21 protein-coding genes and 1 tRNA gene are annotated in these 19,355 nt (G+C 47.2%); 4 read left to right on the top strand and 18 right to left on the bottom strand.

Annotated features, from left to right (window positions below; all coding sequences use genetic code 11):
- Position 1 precedes the first annotated feature (1 nt).
- On the top strand, positions 2-628 hold the full coding sequence (locus NA59_RS14195) for a hypothetical protein (RefSeq protein WP_052501424.1): 627 nt from the start codon (positions 2-4) through the stop codon (positions 626-628).
- Here NA59_RS14195 and pabC read toward each other — a convergent pair.
- From pabC to NA59_RS02980, 10 genes are all read right to left on the bottom strand, one after another.
- Positions 610-1,461, bottom strand: coding sequence for an aminodeoxychorismate lyase (gene pabC, locus NA59_RS03025; protein ID WP_052501423.1), 852 nt, complete (start codon positions 1,459-1,461; stop codon positions 610-612). The genes NA59_RS14195 and pabC overlap by 19 nt on opposite strands.
- Positions 1,462-2,835, bottom strand: a complete 1,374-nt coding sequence (locus tag NA59_RS03020; RefSeq protein ID WP_232504018.1) for an aminodeoxychorismate synthase component I — start codon at positions 2,833-2,835, stop codon at positions 1,462-1,464.
- A gap of 10 nt (positions 2,836-2,845) precedes the next feature.
- Positions 2,846-4,087 carry a beta-ketoacyl-ACP synthase II gene (gene fabF, locus NA59_RS03015; protein ID WP_044407789.1) on the bottom strand — a complete coding sequence of 414 codons (1,242 nt, stop codon included), beginning with the start codon at positions 4,085-4,087 and terminating at the stop codon, positions 2,846-2,848.
- A gap of 106 nt (positions 4,088-4,193) precedes the next feature.
- Entirely contained in the window at positions 4,194-4,430 is a 237-nt protein-coding gene (gene acpP, locus NA59_RS03010) for an acyl carrier protein (RefSeq protein WP_044407786.1), read from the bottom strand.
- Between the two features lie 102 nt (positions 4,431-4,532).
- Positions 4,533-5,273, bottom strand: a complete 741-nt coding sequence (fabG, locus tag NA59_RS03005) for a 3-oxoacyl-ACP reductase FabG (protein ID WP_044407783.1) — start codon at positions 5,271-5,273, stop codon at positions 4,533-4,535.
- Between the two features lie 2 nt (positions 5,274-5,275).
- The gene (fabD, locus tag NA59_RS03000; RefSeq protein WP_044407780.1) at positions 5,276-6,208 is read right to left on the bottom strand and encodes an ACP S-malonyltransferase; all 933 of its coding nucleotides are present in this window, start codon (positions 6,206-6,208) and stop codon (positions 5,276-5,278) included.
- 10 nt (positions 6,209-6,218) lie between these two features.
- Positions 6,219-7,196, bottom strand: coding sequence for a beta-ketoacyl-ACP synthase III (locus tag NA59_RS02995; RefSeq protein ID WP_044407777.1), 978 nt, complete (start codon positions 7,194-7,196; stop codon positions 6,219-6,221).
- A complete protein-coding gene (plsX, locus tag NA59_RS02990) occupies positions 7,196-8,236 on the bottom strand; it encodes a phosphate acyltransferase PlsX (protein WP_083944888.1) in 1,041 nt (346 codons plus the stop codon). Before plsX ends, NA59_RS02995 begins: the two co-directional genes overlap by 1 nt.
- Before the next feature lie 6 nt (positions 8,237-8,242).
- The gene (rpmF, locus tag NA59_RS02985) at positions 8,243-8,419 is read right to left on the bottom strand and encodes a 50S ribosomal protein L32 (RefSeq protein ID WP_044407774.1); all 177 of its coding nucleotides are present in this window, start codon (positions 8,417-8,419) and stop codon (positions 8,243-8,245) included.
- Positions 8,420-8,473: 54 nt separating this feature from the next.
- Positions 8,474-8,989: a YceD family protein gene (locus NA59_RS02980; protein ID WP_044407771.1), complete on the bottom strand. Its 516-nt coding sequence runs from the start codon at positions 8,987-8,989 to the stop codon at positions 8,474-8,476.
- Between the two features lie 241 nt (positions 8,990-9,230).
- Here NA59_RS02980 and NA59_RS02975 point away from each other — a divergent pair, with 241 nt between their 5' ends.
- Complete coding sequence (locus NA59_RS02975; protein WP_044407768.1) at positions 9,231-9,842, top strand: Maf family protein; 612 nt, start codon at positions 9,231-9,233, stop codon at positions 9,840-9,842.
- On the opposite strand, the gene NA59_RS02970 is transcribed toward NA59_RS02975, so the two are convergent.
- Both NA59_RS02970 and NA59_RS02965 read right to left on the bottom strand, forming a co-directional pair.
- The gene (locus NA59_RS02970) at positions 9,808-10,464 is read right to left on the bottom strand and encodes an HAD family hydrolase (RefSeq protein ID WP_044407766.1); all 657 of its coding nucleotides are present in this window, start codon (positions 10,462-10,464) and stop codon (positions 9,808-9,810) included. The genes NA59_RS02975 and NA59_RS02970 overlap by 35 nt on opposite strands.
- The gene (locus tag NA59_RS02965; RefSeq protein ID WP_044407764.1) at positions 10,454-11,398 is read right to left on the bottom strand and encodes an RluA family pseudouridine synthase; all 945 of its coding nucleotides are present in this window, start codon (positions 11,396-11,398) and stop codon (positions 10,454-10,456) included. Before NA59_RS02965 ends, NA59_RS02970 begins: the two co-directional genes overlap by 11 nt.
- A gap of 790 nt (positions 11,399-12,188) precedes the next feature.
- Between NA59_RS02965 and NA59_RS02960 the strand changes: the two genes are divergently transcribed.
- Positions 12,189-14,600, top strand: coding sequence for an Rne/Rng family ribonuclease (locus NA59_RS02960; RefSeq protein ID WP_052501422.1), 2,412 nt, complete (start codon positions 12,189-12,191; stop codon positions 14,598-14,600).
- 28 nt (positions 14,601-14,628) lie between these two features.
- Here the strand turns inward: NA59_RS02960 and NA59_RS02955 are convergent, their stop codons facing one another.
- Positions 14,629-15,261 carry a tRNA-uridine aminocarboxypropyltransferase gene (locus NA59_RS02955; RefSeq protein ID WP_044407761.1) on the bottom strand — a complete coding sequence of 211 codons (633 nt, stop codon included), beginning with the start codon at positions 15,259-15,261 and terminating at the stop codon, positions 14,629-14,631.
- Here NA59_RS02955 and NA59_RS02950 point away from each other — a divergent pair.
- Positions 15,260-15,673 carry a GNAT family N-acetyltransferase gene (locus NA59_RS02950; RefSeq protein ID WP_044407758.1) on the top strand — a complete coding sequence of 138 codons (414 nt, stop codon included), beginning with the start codon at positions 15,260-15,262 and terminating at the stop codon, positions 15,671-15,673. The genes NA59_RS02955 and NA59_RS02950 overlap by 2 nt on opposite strands.
- 27 nt (positions 15,674-15,700) lie before the next feature.
- On the opposite strand, the gene ychF is transcribed toward NA59_RS02950, so the two are convergent.
- The 5 genes from ychF to NA59_RS02925 form a co-directional block, all read right to left on the bottom strand.
- On the bottom strand, positions 15,701-16,792 hold the full coding sequence (gene ychF, locus NA59_RS02945; protein ID WP_044407755.1) for a redox-regulated ATPase YchF: 1,092 nt from the start codon (positions 16,790-16,792) through the stop codon (positions 15,701-15,703).
- A gap of 42 nt (positions 16,793-16,834) precedes the next feature.
- On the bottom strand, positions 16,835-17,419 hold the full coding sequence (gene pth, locus NA59_RS02940) for an aminoacyl-tRNA hydrolase (protein ID WP_044407752.1): 585 nt from the start codon (positions 17,417-17,419) through the stop codon (positions 16,835-16,837).
- A 31-nt stretch (positions 17,420-17,450) separates the two neighbouring features.
- The gene (locus NA59_RS02935; protein ID WP_044407749.1) at positions 17,451-18,032 is read right to left on the bottom strand and encodes a 50S ribosomal protein L25/general stress protein Ctc; all 582 of its coding nucleotides are present in this window, start codon (positions 18,030-18,032) and stop codon (positions 17,451-17,453) included.
- Between the two features lie 169 nt (positions 18,033-18,201).
- Complete coding sequence (locus NA59_RS02930) at positions 18,202-19,161, bottom strand: ribose-phosphate pyrophosphokinase (RefSeq protein ID WP_044407745.1); 960 nt, start codon at positions 19,159-19,161, stop codon at positions 18,202-18,204.
- A gap of 50 nt (positions 19,162-19,211) precedes the next feature.
- Positions 19,212-19,286 (bottom strand) — tRNA-Gln (locus NA59_RS02925).
- Positions 19,287-19,355 lie beyond the last annotated feature (69 nt).

The raw sequence follows: 19,355 nt of genomic DNA, 5'->3' as shown, positions 1-19,355 counted from the left end.
GATGCAAGCGCGCTTTATTGACAGCCAACAGCAAGCTGAGGATTACTGGCTGATTCAGCTCGAATTGTGCGAACCACCCACCGAGCCTTGGCCAATTGGCAGTCAATTTCGCAGCGACAACAACCCGGCCTGGTTAATGCAAACAGCGACCAGGCAAAATCTAAAGTTTAGCTTATTAAGCCACCAGGCCTGGTTGTATCAACCGCAACAAATCCTTGATTTAAAGTTAATCAAACCAACAAATTCAGTCTATCCAGCGCAACCCAACTGGCAACAAAACCAGCTCTGGCTAGCTTCAGACTTGGCGATGGCCGCGGTATTTGATGCGGCTAAACGCTGGCAGCAAGCACCGAAACCCAAAGGGGCGTTTATCGCGCTACTTCACGCGCCCAAGCATTTTCCGTTTCGTGTCAAACCCGCACGCTTTATGCTACCACTGGACACCCAGGCCTCAGAAGCCATCGGCGCCTCCTCCCTACTCGAAGACTGGGGCATCCCCAACCGCCTCGCCTGCAGCGAATTTCTGCCGGGCTGCTTAGAGAGCACACTGGACAGACTCTATCAAGCTTGGCAAGAAGGCCAACATGACCCACAAGCATTTCAAGTTATTCAACTAAATAATAAATAATCGTTCTGAAGATAGTTCAACCAGGCCTGGTTAATTGGTTGAATTAATTTGAGGTTAAAATTTCGGCTTTGAAACGATTGAACCGCCTGCACGCCGCGCACCGCATTGCACATAAACGCCGCATCAGCCTGATCTAAATCAGCCAGCGTGAGTTGAGCTTGTTGCCATTGATAGCCAAATCCAGCTTGTTTTAATGCTTGAGGTAAGCTCGCCAGACAGGTGCCGCTCACCCCTGCGCTGTCTAACCTGGGTGTCATCAAATGCTTGCCCTTGACCAATACGAGATTAGATTGGGTACCGCTGACCAGCAAACCCGCTGCATCCAGCATCACGCCTTCGTCAGCCCCCGCTTTCACGACTTCAGCACGCGCGAGTACGTTATCAAGGCGGTTTAAATGCTTTATACCCGCTAAAACAGGGTTGCTGCTGACGGGGGTTTTGCAAAGAATGAGCTTCAAACCTGACCTGGATGTGTGCGAATAGGCGGGTGCAGGTGAACGTACCACAATAAAGTTTAAATCATGATAGCTGATGGCGGTCGGTGGCGCATAACCGCTACCCTGTCCGCGCGTAATCACTAGCTTAATCACGGCCGATTCTTCTGATTCGGCCAGCGCGGGCGCAAGCTGAGATAGCACCTGCTGTTGATCCAACGCAGGAAACCCTAACCGTTGAGCACTGGTGTGCAAACGATGCCAATGCGCTGACCAATTGGTCAGGCGTTGTTGATAACACAGCATCGTGGTGAAAAACCCATCACCGTACATCAGCCCTCGATCCTGAATGCGTGCATCGCAAACAGCCTGCGCATTCAACCAGGCCTGGTTGGACATTTAGCCCACCAAACCCAGCGCACGTAACAAGCCCTTGGCTTTATGGCGTGTTTCTTCCAATTCAAATTGCGGATCGGAGTCCGCCACAATCCCCGCACCGGCCCTAAAACGTAACTGGTCGCCTTGTTGTATAAAGCTGCGAATCAAAATATTGGTGTCCATCGTGCCATCTCGATTAATATAGCCCACTGAACCGGTATAGGCTTCACGAGGTCCTGTTTCGAGTTCCGCGATAATTTCCATACAACGAATCTTAGGACAGCCTGTAATTGTACCCCCTGGAAAGAGCGCATGAACAATATCAAGCGGCGTTTTATCCTTAGCCAGCTTGCCACGCACATTGGAAACGATATGATGTACATGCTGATAGCTTTCAACGACCATCAGCTCATTCACCTCAACCGTTCCAGGCTGGCAAATACGCCCAAGATCATTGCGCTCTAAATCAATGAGCATAATATGTTCGGCGCGCTCTTTGGGGTGTGCAATCAGCTCGGCAATCAACGCTAAATCTTCCGCTTGATTGTCACTGCGCTTGCGCGTACCGGCAATCGGTCGGGTATCGACCCATTGATGATCGTAACGCACTAAGCGCTCAGGGGAGGAGCTGATAATTGCGCCCTGCGCCATTTGAATAAGCCCCGCAAAGGGTGCCGGATTGTGTTGACGTAGTTGACGATAAACCGCCGCAGCGGGATGGGGCGAACAAGCCGGTAAGTCCAAACTCAGCGCCCAAAGCCTCGACAAATTGACCTGAAATACATCACCGGCCAGAATATAATCTTTAATACGCTGTACACCGTCAAGATAGCGCTGTGGCGGTTCTTCGTTTAGCTGTTTAACAACCAATTGTCCCGTGGTATCATCACCGATCACCCCCCTATAGTCCGCTTGCATTTGCGTTATGCAGTCGGCAAAGGCGGCTTCAGCGATAAAACACACCTGTTGCTGTTGATGATCGATAATGATCGCCGCCGGAAAACGTTGCAATAATGCCAGCGGCAAATGCGATGCCGATAATGACAAACTGGGTTCAATCACACTGGCATACTCATAGCCAAAATACACAAACCAGCCGCCATAAAACGGTAAATTTTCGGTATTTTCCAACCAGGCCTGGTTACGTTTAAGCGTATCTTGAAACGCTTGAATAAAGCGATCCGCTTGCGCCCTGTCCATCAATTCTATCGTGTCTTGCGGATAGGCAAATAAAATATCAAAGCGGCCAAGTTGCCCCTGAGCAACACTTTGTAATAGATGGGGGTAACGCTGAGGGCATGTTTCCGCTAAGCGCGATAAATCGGCCGATTGAATGGGTTGACGCACAACGCACAACCCAGCATGAGGTGAATGGATCATAACCTCAGGACTCACTCGGATGCCATTATTTTACACGACCCAACACCAAACTCGCATTCGTCCCCCCAAACCCGAAAGAGTTGGAAATCGCATAATCAAATTGTGCATCACGTGCCTCATGGGCAACGTAATCTAAATCACAACCCTCCGCTGGATTATCCAAATTGATTGTCGGGGGTAATACCTGATCTTGCAGTGCCAGTGTTGTTAAAATGGCCTCTATCGCACCCGCTGCGCCAAGTGCATGACCGATCATTGATTTAGTTGAGCTCATCGCTAGCTGATAGGCATGCTCACCAAACACCGACTTCACGGCGGCGTTCTCACAGACATCACCGGCAGGGGTAGAGGTACCATGCGCATTAATATAGCCAATTTGTGATTTATTTAGCTTTGAATTATACAAGGCCAACTCCATACAACGCGCGGCACCCGCACCAGCGGCAGCAGGTAAGGTCATATGATAGGCATCGCCACTCATGCCAAAGCCCAACACTTCACCATAGATTTTTGCTCCACGAGATTTCGCATGCTCATATTCTTCCAATACGACCGCACCCGCACCATCGGCCAGTACAAAACCATCGCGGTCCGCATCCCAAGGACGGCTTGCGGCTTGCGGATTATCATTTCGCGTTGACAAAGCGCGGGCCGCCGCAAACCCGGCCAAACCAAGCTCAGTCGTCGCATACTCGGCTCCACCTGCAATCATCACATCGGCATCACCATATTCAATCAACCGTGCCGCATCGCCAATACTGTGTGTGCCGGTCGCGCAAGCTGTGACTAACGACAGATTGGGACCTTTTAAACCAAACTTGATTGAAACATGACCTGAAATCATATTAATAATCGCACTCGGTACAAAAAAGGGCGACACCTTACGTGGACCCGAAGCCTGATAAACACCGTGTTGCGCTTCGATGGTGCCTATCCCCCCGATCCCTGAACCTATCGACACACCGATACGTGTCGCATTTTGTTCAGTGACTTCTAAACCCGCGTCTTGAAAAGCCTGAATCCCTACCGCAATACCATAATGAATAAATGGATCCATTTTTTTGGCTTCTTTAGGCGTAATGTATTCGCTGACATCAAAGTCTGGCATCATCCCAGCAAATTTGACGGAAAACTTGTCGGTATCAAACTTGGTAATCGGTGCAATACCACTTTTACCTGCTTTGATATTCTGCCAAGTTTGGGCAACATTTAATCCAACAGGGGTTAACAAACCCAAACCAGTAATGACAACACGACGCTTAGACAAGGTGATTCTCCTACAGGGTAACCAAAAACGTTAGTTTAGACGATTTAAAAATTTCGAGGTAAAAAAAAAGCCGTATAGACGGCTTTTTTAAATACGAAACTTGGAATTATTCCATGTTTGCATTGATGTAAGCTACAGCTTGTGCCAAAGTAGCAATTTTTTCGGCTTCTTCATCAGGAATTTCGCAATCAAACTCTTCTTCTAGCGCCATTACTAATTCAACGGTGTCTAGGGAATCCGCACCTAAATCGTCGATAAAAGAGGCATCAGATGTAACCTGTGCTTCTTCGACACCTAACTGTTCAACAACGATTTTTTTAACGCGATCTTCAATACTGCTCATGGACTGTCTCCAACTCTATTTATTGTGATTAAAAATTTTCGGTTATTTTGCACCTAGTGCACCTTTTTTTCAAGCTTTATTTAACGCAGTGCATCCGCTGAGTTAAACCATTACCATCCCACCGTTGACGTTAATCGTTTGTCCGGTAATGTAAGCACCGCCATCAGAAGCGAGAAAAGTGACCGCTTTCGCAATGTCTTCAGGCGCACCCAAGCGGGATAAAGGAATTTGCTGAGTTAATGCCACTCGCTGTTCATCAGGCAGGTTACGCGTCATATCCGTATCGATAAAACCCGGTGCCACAGTGTTCACTGTAATACCGCGTGAACCGACTTCGCGCGCCAACGATTTTGCAAAACCAATAATACCCGCTTTAGCGGCGGCATAATTCGTTTGACCGGCATTACCCATCACACCCACTACCGACGCGATATTAATAATACGCCCCTGTTTGGCTTTCATCATCCCACGCACACAGGCTTTGGACATGCGATACACAGAACTTAAATTGGTTTGAATAATATCATCCCACTCATCATCTTTCATTCGCATTAACAAATTGTCACGTGTGATCCCTGCATTATTGACCAAAATAGTCGGCGCACCAAACTCAGCGGTCATTGCGCTCATCACACTGGCAATTTGCTCAGGGTCTATGACATTCAGCGCCATGCCTTTACCCTTTCCACCGGCCGCCGCGATATAATCAGTAATCGCCTGCGCACCTGACTCAGATGTCGCCGTTCCGATAACAACAGCGCCATTTGCCACTAAATCTAACGCAATGGCTTTACCTATTCCTCGGCTTGCGCCGGTGACTAAAGCGATTTTACCTGTTAACATGCTTAATCCTCTATACTCAGACTACTTAACGAAGCCAGGTCAAAAATGGGTTCAATCGCCATCCGACGATCAATCCGACGATTGAGTCCGGTAAGCACCTTACCCGGACCCAGTTCATACGATTTCTCTACACCCTGTGATTTCATCGCCTCAATGGTTTTTACCCATTGTACCGGACGATAAAGCTGTGCAACTAATGCCGCTTTAATTTGCTCGGGTTCATTATAAGCTTCAACACTGACGTTATGCAGTACAGGGACGGAGGGCTTAGCAAAGATCATCGAAGATAAGGTTTGCGCTAACTGGTCCGCGGCAGGCTTCATCAATGCACAGTGCGAAGGCACACTCACCGCCAAGGGCACCACTTTCTTGGCCCCCTTTTCCTCAGCCAGCTTCATGGCTCTATCTACAGCCGCCTTATTGCCTGCAATCACGACTTGACCAGGGGTATTAAAGTTCACCGCCTCAACCACTTGATCACCGCAAGAAGCATGACATAACTCAACCACTTGTTCGTCGTCTAAACCTAATACCGCCGCCATCGCGCCTTCACCTGCAGGTACGGCCTGCTGCATTAAACGTCCACGCTCCGCCACCAAGGCAATACCTTGCTCCAGTGTGATCACGCCCGCTGCAACTAATGCCGTATATTCACCCAATGAATGACCCGCCATCAGACTTGGGACAAGGCTTGGTTGAATCTGCTGCAGTACACGATAAACCGCTATTCCTGAAGCCAACATCGCCGGCTGCGTAATATGCGTTTGATTTAATTTGGCTTCAGGGCCTTGCTGAACCACTTGCCATAAATCATAACCTAGCACGTCAGAAGCTTGACGAAACACCTGGGTTACAAGGGTTTGTTCCTGCGCTAGATCGGCTAACATGCCGATAGACTGTGACCCCTGACCGGGAAAAATAAATGCCGTTTTCATCTAAAATCCTTTAATACTTAAGCAGAGCGGAACCCCAGGTAAAGCCGCCACCAAATGCCTCCATCAATATGGTTTGACCAGGCTGAATACGTCCATCACGAATCGCTTCATCCAGTGCCATCGGCACCGACGCACTCGAGGTATTCGCATGCTTATTCACCGTGACAACCACTTGCTTATCACTTAAACCTAGCTTTTTTGCCGTCGCCGTAATAATACGCAAATTTGCTTGATGAGGCACCAACCAGTCTATCTGGTCTTTTGTCATGTTATTTGCATCGAGCGTTTCATTGGCAATCCGGCTTAATGTATTTACCGCTACTTTAAACACCTCATTGCCTTTCATCGCCATGGTTTTCTCGGCTATATCATCGGATTGCGGTAATTTAGAGGGGCCAGAAGGCACATGCAACAAATCCTCGTATTGGCCATCGGCATGAATATGTGTAGACAAGATACCCGGTTGATTTGACGCTTCAAATAACACCGCCCCCGCGCCATCACCAAAGAGTATGCAGGTAGTACGATCTTGCCAATTCGTTATGCGTGACAGGGTTTCCGCGCCAACAACCAACACCCGCTTGGCCATACCTGTTTTAATAAACTGGTCGGCCACACTCACCGCATAAACAAACCCTGTACAAACGGCTTGAATATCAAACGCGGGACAACCGCGAATACCGAGCCTTTGCTGTAATAGACAAGCGGTACTCGGAAATACCTTATCGGGTGTCGTAGTAGCAAACACAATCATATCAATCGTTGCTGGATCAATACCCGCCATTTCGATGGCTTTAAGACTGGCTTGCTCAGCTAAATCACAGGTAGTTTGGCCTTCAGCGGCTATGTGGCGCTGTTCAATACCCGTGCGCTCACGAATCCATTGATCACTGGTATCGACCAGGGTCTCTAAATCATGATTGGTAAGAATTTTTTCAGGCAAGTAACGTCCCGTACCGATAATACGACTATATATTTTTTCTGACATTAGGCCTGCTCTTCCTTGTGCATCCATTCTCCTTGCGAAGCGAGCAGTTCTGATACCTTCGATTCAATACGCGCAGGTACATTATTAATAACAGCTAATCGTGCTTGCTTTATCGCATGAAAAAAAGCAAAGCTGTCTGCACCACCGTGACTTTTAATCACAATTTTTTGCAAACCTAAGAATGAAGCGCCGTTATAGCGTCGAGGATCTACTTTTTCTTTAAAGGCTTTCAATACCGGCATTGCAATCAACGCGATTAGCTTTGTCAGCACATTACGACTAAAGGCCTGTTTCAGATAAAATGAGATCATTTTCGCCACACCTTCAGAAGCTTTAAGGGCAATATTGCCATCAAATCCATCGCAAGCGACAACATCTACTTTACCTTGATAAATATCGTCACCTTCCACATACCCCTGATAATTAACGGAGGTTTGCCGCAATATTTGCTGTGCGAGCTTAATGCGATCATGCCCCTTCATCTCTTCTTCACCGATATTGAGCAAACCCACTGAGGGGTTAGGGTTATTATCCAATGAACTGGCCAACACCGATCCCATAATCGCAAACTGGGCAAGGCTTTCACCATCCGCACCGACATTCGCGCCAAGATCAAGCATATAAACATGCCCCTTAACCGTTGGCATAGACGTACAAATAGCGGGACGATAAATACCGGGCAGCGTTTTAAGCACAAACTTTGCCGTCGCCATTAATGCACCGGTATTACCTGCACTGACACAGGCTTGGGCTTCATTTTGTTTGACCAGATTTAATGCCAATCGCATCGAGGACTGTTTTTTATTGCGCAATGCGTTAGAAGGGGATTCATCCATCTCTACGACCTGTTCAGCGTGATGAATGCTGAGGCGTTCTGACGAAAACTGGGCATCACTAAGGGCTTGGTGGAGGCGGGTTTCATCACCAACAAGAATAATATGTAAGTCATTAAAACGTTTAAGCGCTTCAATCACCGCGGGAACAGTGACCGAAACACCTTGGTCACCGCCCATTGCATCGATAGACAGTGTAATTTTCAAAGTAAATTAAGCCTTGTCTTGAACGACTTTTTTACCCTTGTAATAGCCGTCTGCCGTAATGTGGTGACGACGGTGAAGCTCACCTGTTGTCGCGTCTGTAGTGATTGCAGCGGTCGTTAAACCATCGTGTGAACGACGCATGCCACGTTTTGAAGGTGATTTTTTGTTCTGTTGAACGGCCATGTGATTTCTCCTAAATAAATACGCAAAATAATAAAACTTAAATAAAACCCTAAATCAGGTTCGTAACTGCTGTAACTTGGCAAACGGATTTGGTTTTTCTACGGCATCCTCAACAGAAGATGGCGCCAACTCACCAGCCTGCCAAGTCAAAAACTCTTCATCTTTTCTCGGTATCATCGGTATTGCCAGTAGCAACTCATCCTCTACCAATTCATACGTCGAAATATTACCCTCAGGTAATTCATAAAACTCCACCCCATCGTCCAAGTCATCGGATAATGCCAAGCTGCTTAGATACACGCCCGTTACTGTTGAATCAACAGGGTAAACAAAGGGCGCTAAAGTTCGCTGACACTCAAGACACAGCGGCGTCTTGACTGATAACTCAAATAGAGGGGTTTTAAGTTTAGGATGACGCCTAAAGACTAAATCCACCTCAACCCACTCTTCAGCTGAAACAAGCTGCTTTCTTAAGCGCTTTAAATCAGACTGCTTGACACGCCCACGAAAGCGCCTATTATGTTCTGCACAGTGTACAGGATCGATTAATTCTGGAATTTTTTCAAACATAGCCGCGAATAATACCCTTAGAAATGATTGGTGTCAAAATTTTACATGTTTTTAACTCGGATATTTCATAAATTTATATGGGATCGTACAAGACATCGGTTTTTCAGTGTTTTTAATAATCAAAGAGGCGTCACTTAGCCACTCGACTAAAAAAGTGTTATAAAATCAATAGGCAAGTAAACCCGCGTCAAACGTATCAAACATTCAATTAAAGCAAAATAAAACAAAAAAGAGGCCCAGCATGTCACCCGATCTACCGAGGATTCTTCTCGCATCCAGCTCAATCTATCGCCAGCAACTGTTAGGCAAACTTGGCCTACCCTTTCACTGCCAGTCGCCCAAAGTCGACGAATCCAAACAACCGCAAGAAACCATTGAGCAAATGGTTGCCCGATTATCACTAAACAAAGCACAAGCGGTTGCCAGCGCACACCCTGACGCGATTGTAATCGCTTCGGACCAAACGGCTTGCACAAAAAACCAAGCGCTTGGCAAGGCAGGTAACTATCAAACCGCTTTTGAACAACTTAAAGCACAATCAGGTCAATGCATTGACTTCTATACCGGCCTGGTTGTTTACAACCCATCAACACAAAATTATCTGCGCGCCATGGATCATACACAGGTGTACTTTCGCTCACTGTCCGACACACAAATCCACAACTACCTGATGGCCGAAAAGCCCTACGATTGTGCGGGCAGCTTCAAGTCCGAAGGACTCGGTATCTGCTTATTTGATCGCATTGCAACACAAGACCCGAATGCGCTCATCGGCTTACCCTTGATTCAACTGGTTAATCTTTTCAAACAAATGGGGATTAGTCTGCCAATAACCAGGCCTGCAGCGCGCTAAGGTGGTCAAAACTCGCTAAGGGATCAAAGGCCATCAATCGCTCAAGTTCATGTACGCCATGACTCAGCGCTAATCGCGGCATCGCAATCGTTTGCGCCATTTGCATATCAAAAGTGGTATCCCCTACCATTACCGCCTGGTCTGCCGTTAAGCTAAAATGCGCTAAAATTTGCTTGAGCATCAACGGATCAGGCTTTGAGGCCGACTCAACAGGTGTGCGCGTAATATCAAAAAACGCACCAAAGCCGGACTTATCCAATACCTCATTTAATCCTTTACGGCTTTTGCCCGTTGCCACAGCCAGCAAATAACCCGCCTCTTTCAACGAAGACAGCAATTCTTTTGCACCTTCGTAAGCCTCCATTTCAACCTCAGACTCATACAAAAAGTGCTGCGTATAGGCTTTAGCCATTTGCGCCACCTGACTAGGCTTGGCTTGAGGGTACAACTGGCTAATCGCCCTATCCAAGCTTAGACCGATAATTTGTTTTGATTGATGCCGATCGAGCACGGGCAAACCACACTGTTTGGCTGCAATTTGAATGGACCTGACAATACGGGCTTCAGAATTCATCAGCGTGCCATCCCAATCAAAAATAACCGCCTTAAAATTATTTGCCATCTTTCTGCTCCAGTTTACTAATGAGTTGTTTAAAATCTTTGAATAAAGGCGCTTCGATTTCAATCTTACGCTGTGTACTAGGGTGTTCAAATACCAAACGCTGCGCATGCAGCGCAAGTGAAGCCATACCCAAGGCTTTAAACCGTTTATTTACCTCATCAATGCCGTATTTATCATCACCGACCACAGGACAGCCCTGCGCTTTGGCATGCACACGAATTTGATGCGTGCGCCCTGTGATAAGTTTGACCTCCATCAATGCGGCCTGGTCAAACTGTTGCTGCAAGAAAAAGTAACTTAAACAGGCCTTACCATCCGGCGAGACCTCAACCATGCGTTCACCTGACCCTAGCGTGGTTCTTAACAAAGGCAAGTCAACCTTCTGTTTATTTTTAGGCCAATGCCCTGCCAGCAGTGTAAGATAGCGCTTCTCAATCTGATTTTGTCGAATTTGTTCATGCAAACAGCGTAACACCGACATTTTTTTTGCCAGAATAATCGCACCCGACGTATCACGATCCAAACGATGTACCAACTCAACCCGTTTAGCATCCTGCCGCAAATTACGCACGAGCTCTACAAGTCCCCAACTGACGCCACTACCGCCATGCACCGCCATGCCCGAAGGTTTATTCACCACCATCAAATCGGCATCTTCATACAGAATCAAGTCTTCAATACGCGCCATCTGGGTTTTCGGTGGCACAACTTTCTCACCCGCCTCCACCATGGAAACAGGTGGCACACGGACAATATCGCCCAATTCTAAACGGCGACTAGGCTGGGCCCGCCCTTTATTAACGCGCACCTCACCCTTTCGAATAATTCTATAAATCAGCATCTTAGGTACTTTACGCAAGTGCTTTAACAAAAAATTATCCAAGCGCTGCCCTACTTCTTCTGAACCCACTTCTAACAGCTTTACATTTGACATCGTTATTCACCTTGTTTTTCCTTTGCGCATTCTAGGAGCCTGCTGGACTTAAGTCAATCGACGGCCAAAAACAAGAGATAGCAACCCATCCCATCACAAACATCACGACCATTAAGTTAACGCGGACACTTCATTAAGTTCACGCCCCCTCGCTTGTCTAATTAATGCCTTAATGGGCGTGATCACAAGCGCTCAATTTAACCCTATCGCGTTGGCTGTTCGATAAATTGTTAAATATCCAGGCCCACAGATTGCGCCAAACGCAATCCAATGCTATATTGCGCAGGTTGATTAAAATAAAGATGAATAATCTATCAGCAAACTGATTTTTAAAGTGATTAACACATAAACCTATTTTTTAATAACTGGCTAACAGCCCGAAAAATAACAAAAAATAAACGAAACCTCAGCCACTAATTCCGTTTAACGCCGCCCCTTCATTCAGGTCATAAGACGTAAAGTAAAACAGACTTTAGCGACTGAGCGCGATCAGAGCAACGAAAACCATAACAAGCAACCATTAAAGGCGGGCTAATATTATGTCCGCACCGACTTTAATAACAGGACTAAGAGCTTAAACAGCACAAAAGTTTAGGCTCGAAAAAAAAGTTAACGAGTACAAACGAACATGCAGCACCGCTAACTTAAACCGGTACATAAAGGTTTTTAATTAGCACTCGTTTGTTGAGCGTCTTAACAAGATGTCAGGTTTTCCTCTTTCTCCCTTCTTCGCCCATCGTGCTATTTTGTTATTACCCGCTGAAGCCCTTAACCCAACAAAGAGAACAGCATGAAAAGAATGCTTATCAACGCGACCCAAGCCGAAGAGCTTAGAGTCGCACTGGTCGACGGCCAAACACTGTATGACCTCGATATAGAAACACCGCAACAAAAAAAGAAAAAAGCCAACATTTACAAAGGCATCGTGACTCGTATCGAGCCTAGCCTAGAAGCCGCATTTGTTGATTATGGTGCGGATCGCCACGGTTTCTTACCCTTTAAGGAAGTCGCTGAAGAATACTACCCCAACGGTCAACCTGACAACAGCCTATCGATTAACCAAGTGTTAAAAGAAGGCCAAGAAATTATTATCCAAGTTCAAAAAGAAGAAAGAGGTAATAAAGGCGCGGCGCTCACGACCCAAATCACCTTGGCAGGCCCTTATGTGGTGATGATGCCGAACAACCCCAAAGCGGGAGGCATTTCACGCCGCATTGATGGCGATGACCGTAGTAGCCTTCGCGATACCTTAAAAAGTATCGACATACCCGACAGCATGGGCTTAATTGTTCGTACAGCAGGGGTGGACAAAAGCCAGGAAGAATTACAGTGGGGCATCAACTACCTGATCCAGCTCTGGGATGCGATTAAGCAAGCCGCAACAGAGAAGGCCGCGCCTTTTTTAATTCATCAAGAATCGGATATTGTTACGCTGGCGATTCGCGATTATTTGCGTCAAGATATTGGTGAAATACTGATTGATGACATGGACACCTTTTATCGTGCACGTGACTTTATTCAACAAGTCATGCCCCAACAGGTCAACAAGGTGAAACCCTATCAGGATAAAATCCCACTTTTCACCCGTTTCCAAATTGAGTCACAAATTGAGTCCGCCTATCAACGTGAAGTCGTGCTACCCTCTGGCGGCGTGATTGTCATTGATATTACCGAAGCCTTAACTGCTATCGACATTAACTCTAGCCGCTCTACCAAGGGTGGTGACATCGAAGAAACGGCATTCCACACCAACATGGAAGCCGCTACCGAAATAGCAAGACAATTACGCCTAAGAGACTTAGGTGGCCTGGTCGTTATCGACTTTATCGACATGCACTCTTCGCGCCATCAGCGTGAAGTCGAAAACCAAATGCGTGATGCCGTGAAGTCGGATCGTGCCCGTGTACAAATCGGCAAAATTTCACGCTTTGGCTTGCTTGAAATGTCACGCCAGCGCTTGCGTCCCTCGATTGAAGAGTCAAGCCAAATTGTCTGCCCACGCTGTAAAGGCGTCGGCGTCATTCGTGGCGTTGAGTCCCTCGCCCTTTCACTGCTTCGTCTACTTGAAGAAGAAGCGATGAAAGAAGGTACACGTCGCATTACGGTACAGCTACCTGTCGACGTCGCTACCTTCTTACTGAATGAAAAACGTGCGCAAATCATCAAAACCGAAGACCGCTACCATCTGCATATTTTAATCGTACCCAATGAACACCTCGAAACACCCCAATACATTATTGAGCGCTCTCGCGTGGGTGAGCAGGATACGATTGAAACCAGCTACCAAGTGAAGACAGTGATTGAAAAAGAGCTACCTAGCTATGATGCGCCCAAGCAAAATAAAGAGGAACCGGCTCTCAAGAACACCTTACCCGCTACGCCACCGCCGCCTACAGCAACAACAGCGACACCCACAGTAAGCGAGCCAGGTTTGTTAGTTAAACTATGGAACTGGTTATTCAAGCAGCCCGACACGCAAACGGGTGCAGAAAAAGACAAAAAAACAACTGAAGAGTCCGATCGAAACAGTCGTCGTGGCAACAATCGCCGTCGTGGTAATGGCCGTCGCCGTAACAACGAAGAGGGGCAAGACAACACAGATACAGCGAGAACGGAGGCAAAAAAGCCCGAGCGCGCACCGCGCACCGAAGCACGCAACGACAACCGTAGTGAAACGCGCACTGAACGCACTGAGCACAACCGTGGGCCGCGAAAAGAGGCCGCGAAAGCCAAACCGGACACACAACGCGCACCCACAACAGCGGTGGAAAGTAAATCGGCACAACAACAAGAAGATAACAAACCGCATAAACCGGTGAACACTCAATCCACCACTGAGCAAGGCAGTGGCACAGATCGCGAGCCACGTCGTCGGAGAAGTCGCTACAATAGCCGTAGCGCACTCAATCGTCGTCGCGCGCCACGCGATGCGGAATCGATGAGTATCGCTGGCATCGCAGCAGAACCTGAGCACAACGAGGCTGCGGCTCCAGCGCCAGCGCCAGCTCCAGCGCCAGCGCCAGCTCCAGCGCCAGCGCCAGCTCCAGCGCCAGCGCCAGCTCCAGCTCCAGCTCCAGCTCCAGCTCCAGCTCCAGCTCCAGCTCCAGCTCCAGCTCCAGCTCCAGCTCCAGCTCCAGCTCCAGCTCCAGCTCCAGCTCCAGCTGACCAGCCTAGCGCACCACAGGAACCACGCAATAACTAATTTGCGCTGTTTTCTTAAAAAACCGACTTTATGTCGGTTTTTTTATTCCACCAACAAAACCTTGATACTGCGCAACCAACCCATCAAAACTTCTCAATAGCGACGTATAATCACTCGAATTATCGGCCTGATGCAACAAGTAAAAAATGGCCTCAAGCGTTGATAAACTATCTAATCGGCCTGACTGTCGAATGGAATAGTTAGATGTAAATTCGCCATTCAAAATGACACGAGGTAAACCTTGTAAAACCGGGTTTGCCATTAATAACTTATAGGTTTTTCGCCAAGTGCCATCCAGCACCAACACCCTTGGTTTAAAGTCCTCAACTGAAGCTTGACACAACAATGAAGACGCTTCCACCACACCCCCTTGCTCGCCATCTTGCGGCGGGTAGAGTAAATAAGTGTCACCCTGCGATAACCAGCGCACCAAATCTGGCATCGCCTCTATTTGTTCACCGATAAACAAGCGACTACCTGCAAGGCACCGATGCGCTAACCACGCGGTTCCTTTAGGGTGCCCAACTTCAGTGGGATGTTGTAAAATAGCCAGCTCAAAAGGGGGACTAACCTCGCACACCAAATGGCAAATACAGGTTTTTACAGGACGCTGACAGACCGGACAAATTGGACGTTTTACACTTGAAATGGGATAGGGCATGGTTTCTTTCACTGAATTTGAATCTACAGACAAGTATTTACTTAAACACTTTACAAGCCAAAACAAGCTCCCCCAACCCCAGCAAGCAGAAAGAGTATTTCTGGCAAAAGACCAACAAAAGATTATCGGCATCGCTAGAATTGTGCTGTTTGACAACCAGGCCTGGTTGCGTGGATTATATATTGAACCTACTGAACGACACAAAGGCTATGGCGCTCAACTAGTGAAATACCTACTTGAAAAACTTAATCAAAACTGCGTCGGGTTTATCCAACCCGATTTACAGAGTTTCTACCAAAAACTGGGCTTTAAAAAGCGAACAGCCGAGCAACTGGATGCTCAGCTAAATGAGAAATATACACAATATCTAAAAACAAAACCCCGTCTGCGCATTTGGTGCCACCAACGCTAGACAGGCTCCTAGTCCGGACGCAATCCATTAAACATTGAATCTGAAGTGCATCACATCACCATCTTGCACTATATATTCTTTACCTTCTAAACGCAACTTACCGACTTCTTTCGCGCCCTGCTCACCATTGTACTTTACATAGTCTTCATAGGCGGTAACTTCCGCGCGGATAAAGCCTTTTTCGAAATCAGTATGGATCACGCCTGCGGCCTGGGGTGCTGTAGCACCGACCTTAACTGTCCAAGCGCGCACTTCCTGTACGCCCGCTGTAAAATAGGTTTGCAGCCCAAGCAAACTATAGCCTGCACGGATCACGCGATTCAAACCAGGCTCTTCTAAACCCATACCCTGCAAGAAGTCCAGCTTATCTTCATCGTCCAACTCGGCAATTTCAGATTCAATCGCCGCACACACCGGCACCACCACGGCCCCCTGCTCTTGAGCCAACTTCTCAACGGCATCCAGCAAAGGATTATTTTCAAAACCATCTTCGTTGACATTGGCGATGTACATCATTGGCTTAATCGTGAGCAAATGAAGATCATATAGCTCAGCCTTTTCTTCAGGTGTTAATTCCACATTGCGCACCAGCTTGCCATCCGCAATTTCAGCCAATACCTTTTGCAGCACCGCTAAACGCGCCACCGCTTCTTTGTTACCACTTTTAGCGACCTTCTGCACCTTCTGAATCGCTTTATCAATTGACTCCATATCAGCTAACACCAACTCCGTATTAATCACCTCAATGTCATCTAACGGCGATATTTTGCCAGACACATGAACAATGTCATCATTTTCAAAACAACGCACCACCTGAGCAATCGCATCGGTTTCACGAATCGTGGCTAAAAACTTATTGCCTAAGCCTTCACCCTTGGATGCGCCTTCAACCAGGCCTGCTATATCGACAAACTCCATCGTCGCCGACATAATTCGCTGAGGCTTAACAATTTCGGCTAACTTATCTTGACGATAATCAGGAACCGGCACGATACCCACATTCGGTTCAATCGTACAAAAAGGATAGTTCTGTGCTTCGATACCCGCATTGGTTAATGCATTAAACAAGGTGGATTTTCCAACATTAGGCAAACCAACGATGCCACATTTAATTCCCATAACAGATTCCTTTTTGCATATTATTTGAGTGAGCTCGGTCTTTTACTTAACCTGCTTTGTGTGCAGCTGATTCATCGCTTTCGCCCAATCAGCGGCTAAGATGTCGGGCAAAACACGGGTAGCTTGGTAGATAGCCTCGTCAATCAACTCGCGGTCGGTTTTAGAAGGTGCTTTGAGCACATAATTAACCACCTGATGACGATCACCTGGGTGGTCAATACCCAGACGTAAACGATGAAAATTCGGGGTACTTAAGGCCGCGATGGTATCTCTTAACCCATTATGACCGCCATGACCGCCGCCTGTTTTAAGCTTGGCCACCCCAACAGGCAAATCCAACTCATCATGCGCAACCAATACCTGTTCAGGCTGAATACGATAAAACTTAGCCAAAGCAGAAATCGACTGACCAGAGCGATTCATAAAGGTAGCGGGTTTAAGTAACCAGGCCTGGTTGTTGCTGAGCTGAATTTTAGCTACTTCACCAAAAAATTTGGTTTCTGGACGAAATACCGCTTGATGTTGACGCGCTAATTCCTCCACAAACCAAAAACCCGCGTTATGCCGGGTCTGTTCATATTGTTCACCTGGATTTCCCAGACCGACAATCAGTTGAACAGAGGACATAAACGCAGGTTCCTGTTTTAAGCGCTAAAAACTAGCGTCTTACTTTACCGATACCGACCACAGCTTGGTCATAATCTGAGTTACCATGAAGCAATGCCACAACCTGCACGCCCTCCGGTAGTTTTAGATCCGATAAACGTAGATTTTCACCGGCTTCCATCCCTGACACATCAATTTCAATGGCTTTAGGAAGCGCCGCAGCGGTACAACGTACTTCAACTGTTTTCTGGAAGTAGGTCATCATGCCGCCCAATTTAACACCCGGTGCTTTGGCTGCACCCGTAAATTTAATTGGAATGTATTTGGTAATACGTGAATCATCATTCACACGCTGAAGGTCTAAATGCATGACATCTTCGCGAGATGGGTGACGCTGCATGTCTTTAATAACAACACGCTCTTGACTACCGCCCTCAACATCGATCGTTAGAACGGTGTTATAAGCATCAATATTAACAAGCGCTTTTTTTACAAAGTTACCTTCAAACGTTACAGATACAGCATCCTGACCTGCACCGTAAATAATTGCCGGTACTTTACCTGCATGACGAAGGCGGCGGCTCGCACCCTTCCCCTCAGCCACACGGGCTTTTGCTGTCCAAACTTCACTCATAGTGATTACTCCAATTGCGGGATTAAGATTCCCATTAAACAGGCTTTTGTCCGCGACCAGACAAAAGAAAGCGCGGATTATACTGTTTTTACAAGAAAAATACAAACAAAAAAGCCGTTAACCACTAGACCTAGCGATTAACGGCTTTAATATAAAGACAATACGCCGTTTAAACTTCAGGCATCAATGCCGTAACAGACTCTTCGTTGTTTACGCGTCGAATCGTTTCACCCAAAATATTGGCCATAGTGACTTGACGAATCTTGCCACACTCCATCGCCGCAACGGACTGTGGAATGGTGTCAGTAACCACCAACTCCTTGAGAACGGATTTACGAATATTTTCAACAGCCGGGCCTGACAATACCGCATGGGTTACATAGGCTGTCACACTGCTAGCACCATTTTCAATTAATGCCGCGGCCGCCTTACACAGTGTACCCGCCGTATCGACCATGTCATCAACAATAATACAATCACGCCCTTTAACATCACCAATAACGTGCATTACCTGAGAGACATTCGCTTTTGGACGACGCTTATCAATAATAGCTAACTCAGCATTCAGTGCTTTGGCGACCGCACGCGCACGCACCACGCCACCTACATCTGGCGAGACGACCGTGACATTGGTAATATCCAATACCTTTTCCATGTCCTCAACCAGAACAGGGGACGCATAAATATTATCAACGGGGATATCGAAGAAGCCTTGAATCTGGTCAGAGTGCAAATCAACGGTAATCATGCGATCTGCGCCAGCAACGGTAATCATATCGGCCGCTAGACGCGCGGTAATCGGCACACGGGCTGAATGCGGGCGGCGATCTTGGCGTGCAAAACCATAGTAAGGCACCACAGCGGTAATACGTTTAGCTGAAGCACGCTTAAGTGCATCAATCATGACCAGCATTTCCATCAAGTTAACAGCCGGCTCTGGCGTACAGGTGGGTTGCAACACATAGACATCACGACCGCGAACGGATTCGGTAATTTCAACCATAATTTCGCCATCACTAAAACGGCCTACATTGGCTTTGCCCAGGGGTTGATCAAGATACAGGGAGATGTTCTCTGCAAGAGTGACATTTGCATTTCCCGCAAATATCATGACATTTTTCTTGGCCATTAATGGCGGCTCCTGTCGAGGATAAAGAATTTGGGGAATTAAGAGTGAGATGGCTGGGCCGGAAGGATTCGAACCTTCGCATGACGGGATCAAAACCCGCTGCCTTACCGCTTGGCTACGGCCCAATAAATCTCTGTCGTTAAGACAGGTGCGTATTATCCAAGGTTTTCAAAAAAGTTCAAGCCATTTTTACG

The organism is Thiomicrospira microaerophila (assembly GCF_000934765.1).
Lineage (GTDB): Bacteria > Pseudomonadota > Gammaproteobacteria > Thiomicrospirales > Thiomicrospiraceae > Thiomicrospira > Thiomicrospira microaerophila.
This window is presented reverse-complemented; position numbering and strand designations above follow the sequence as displayed.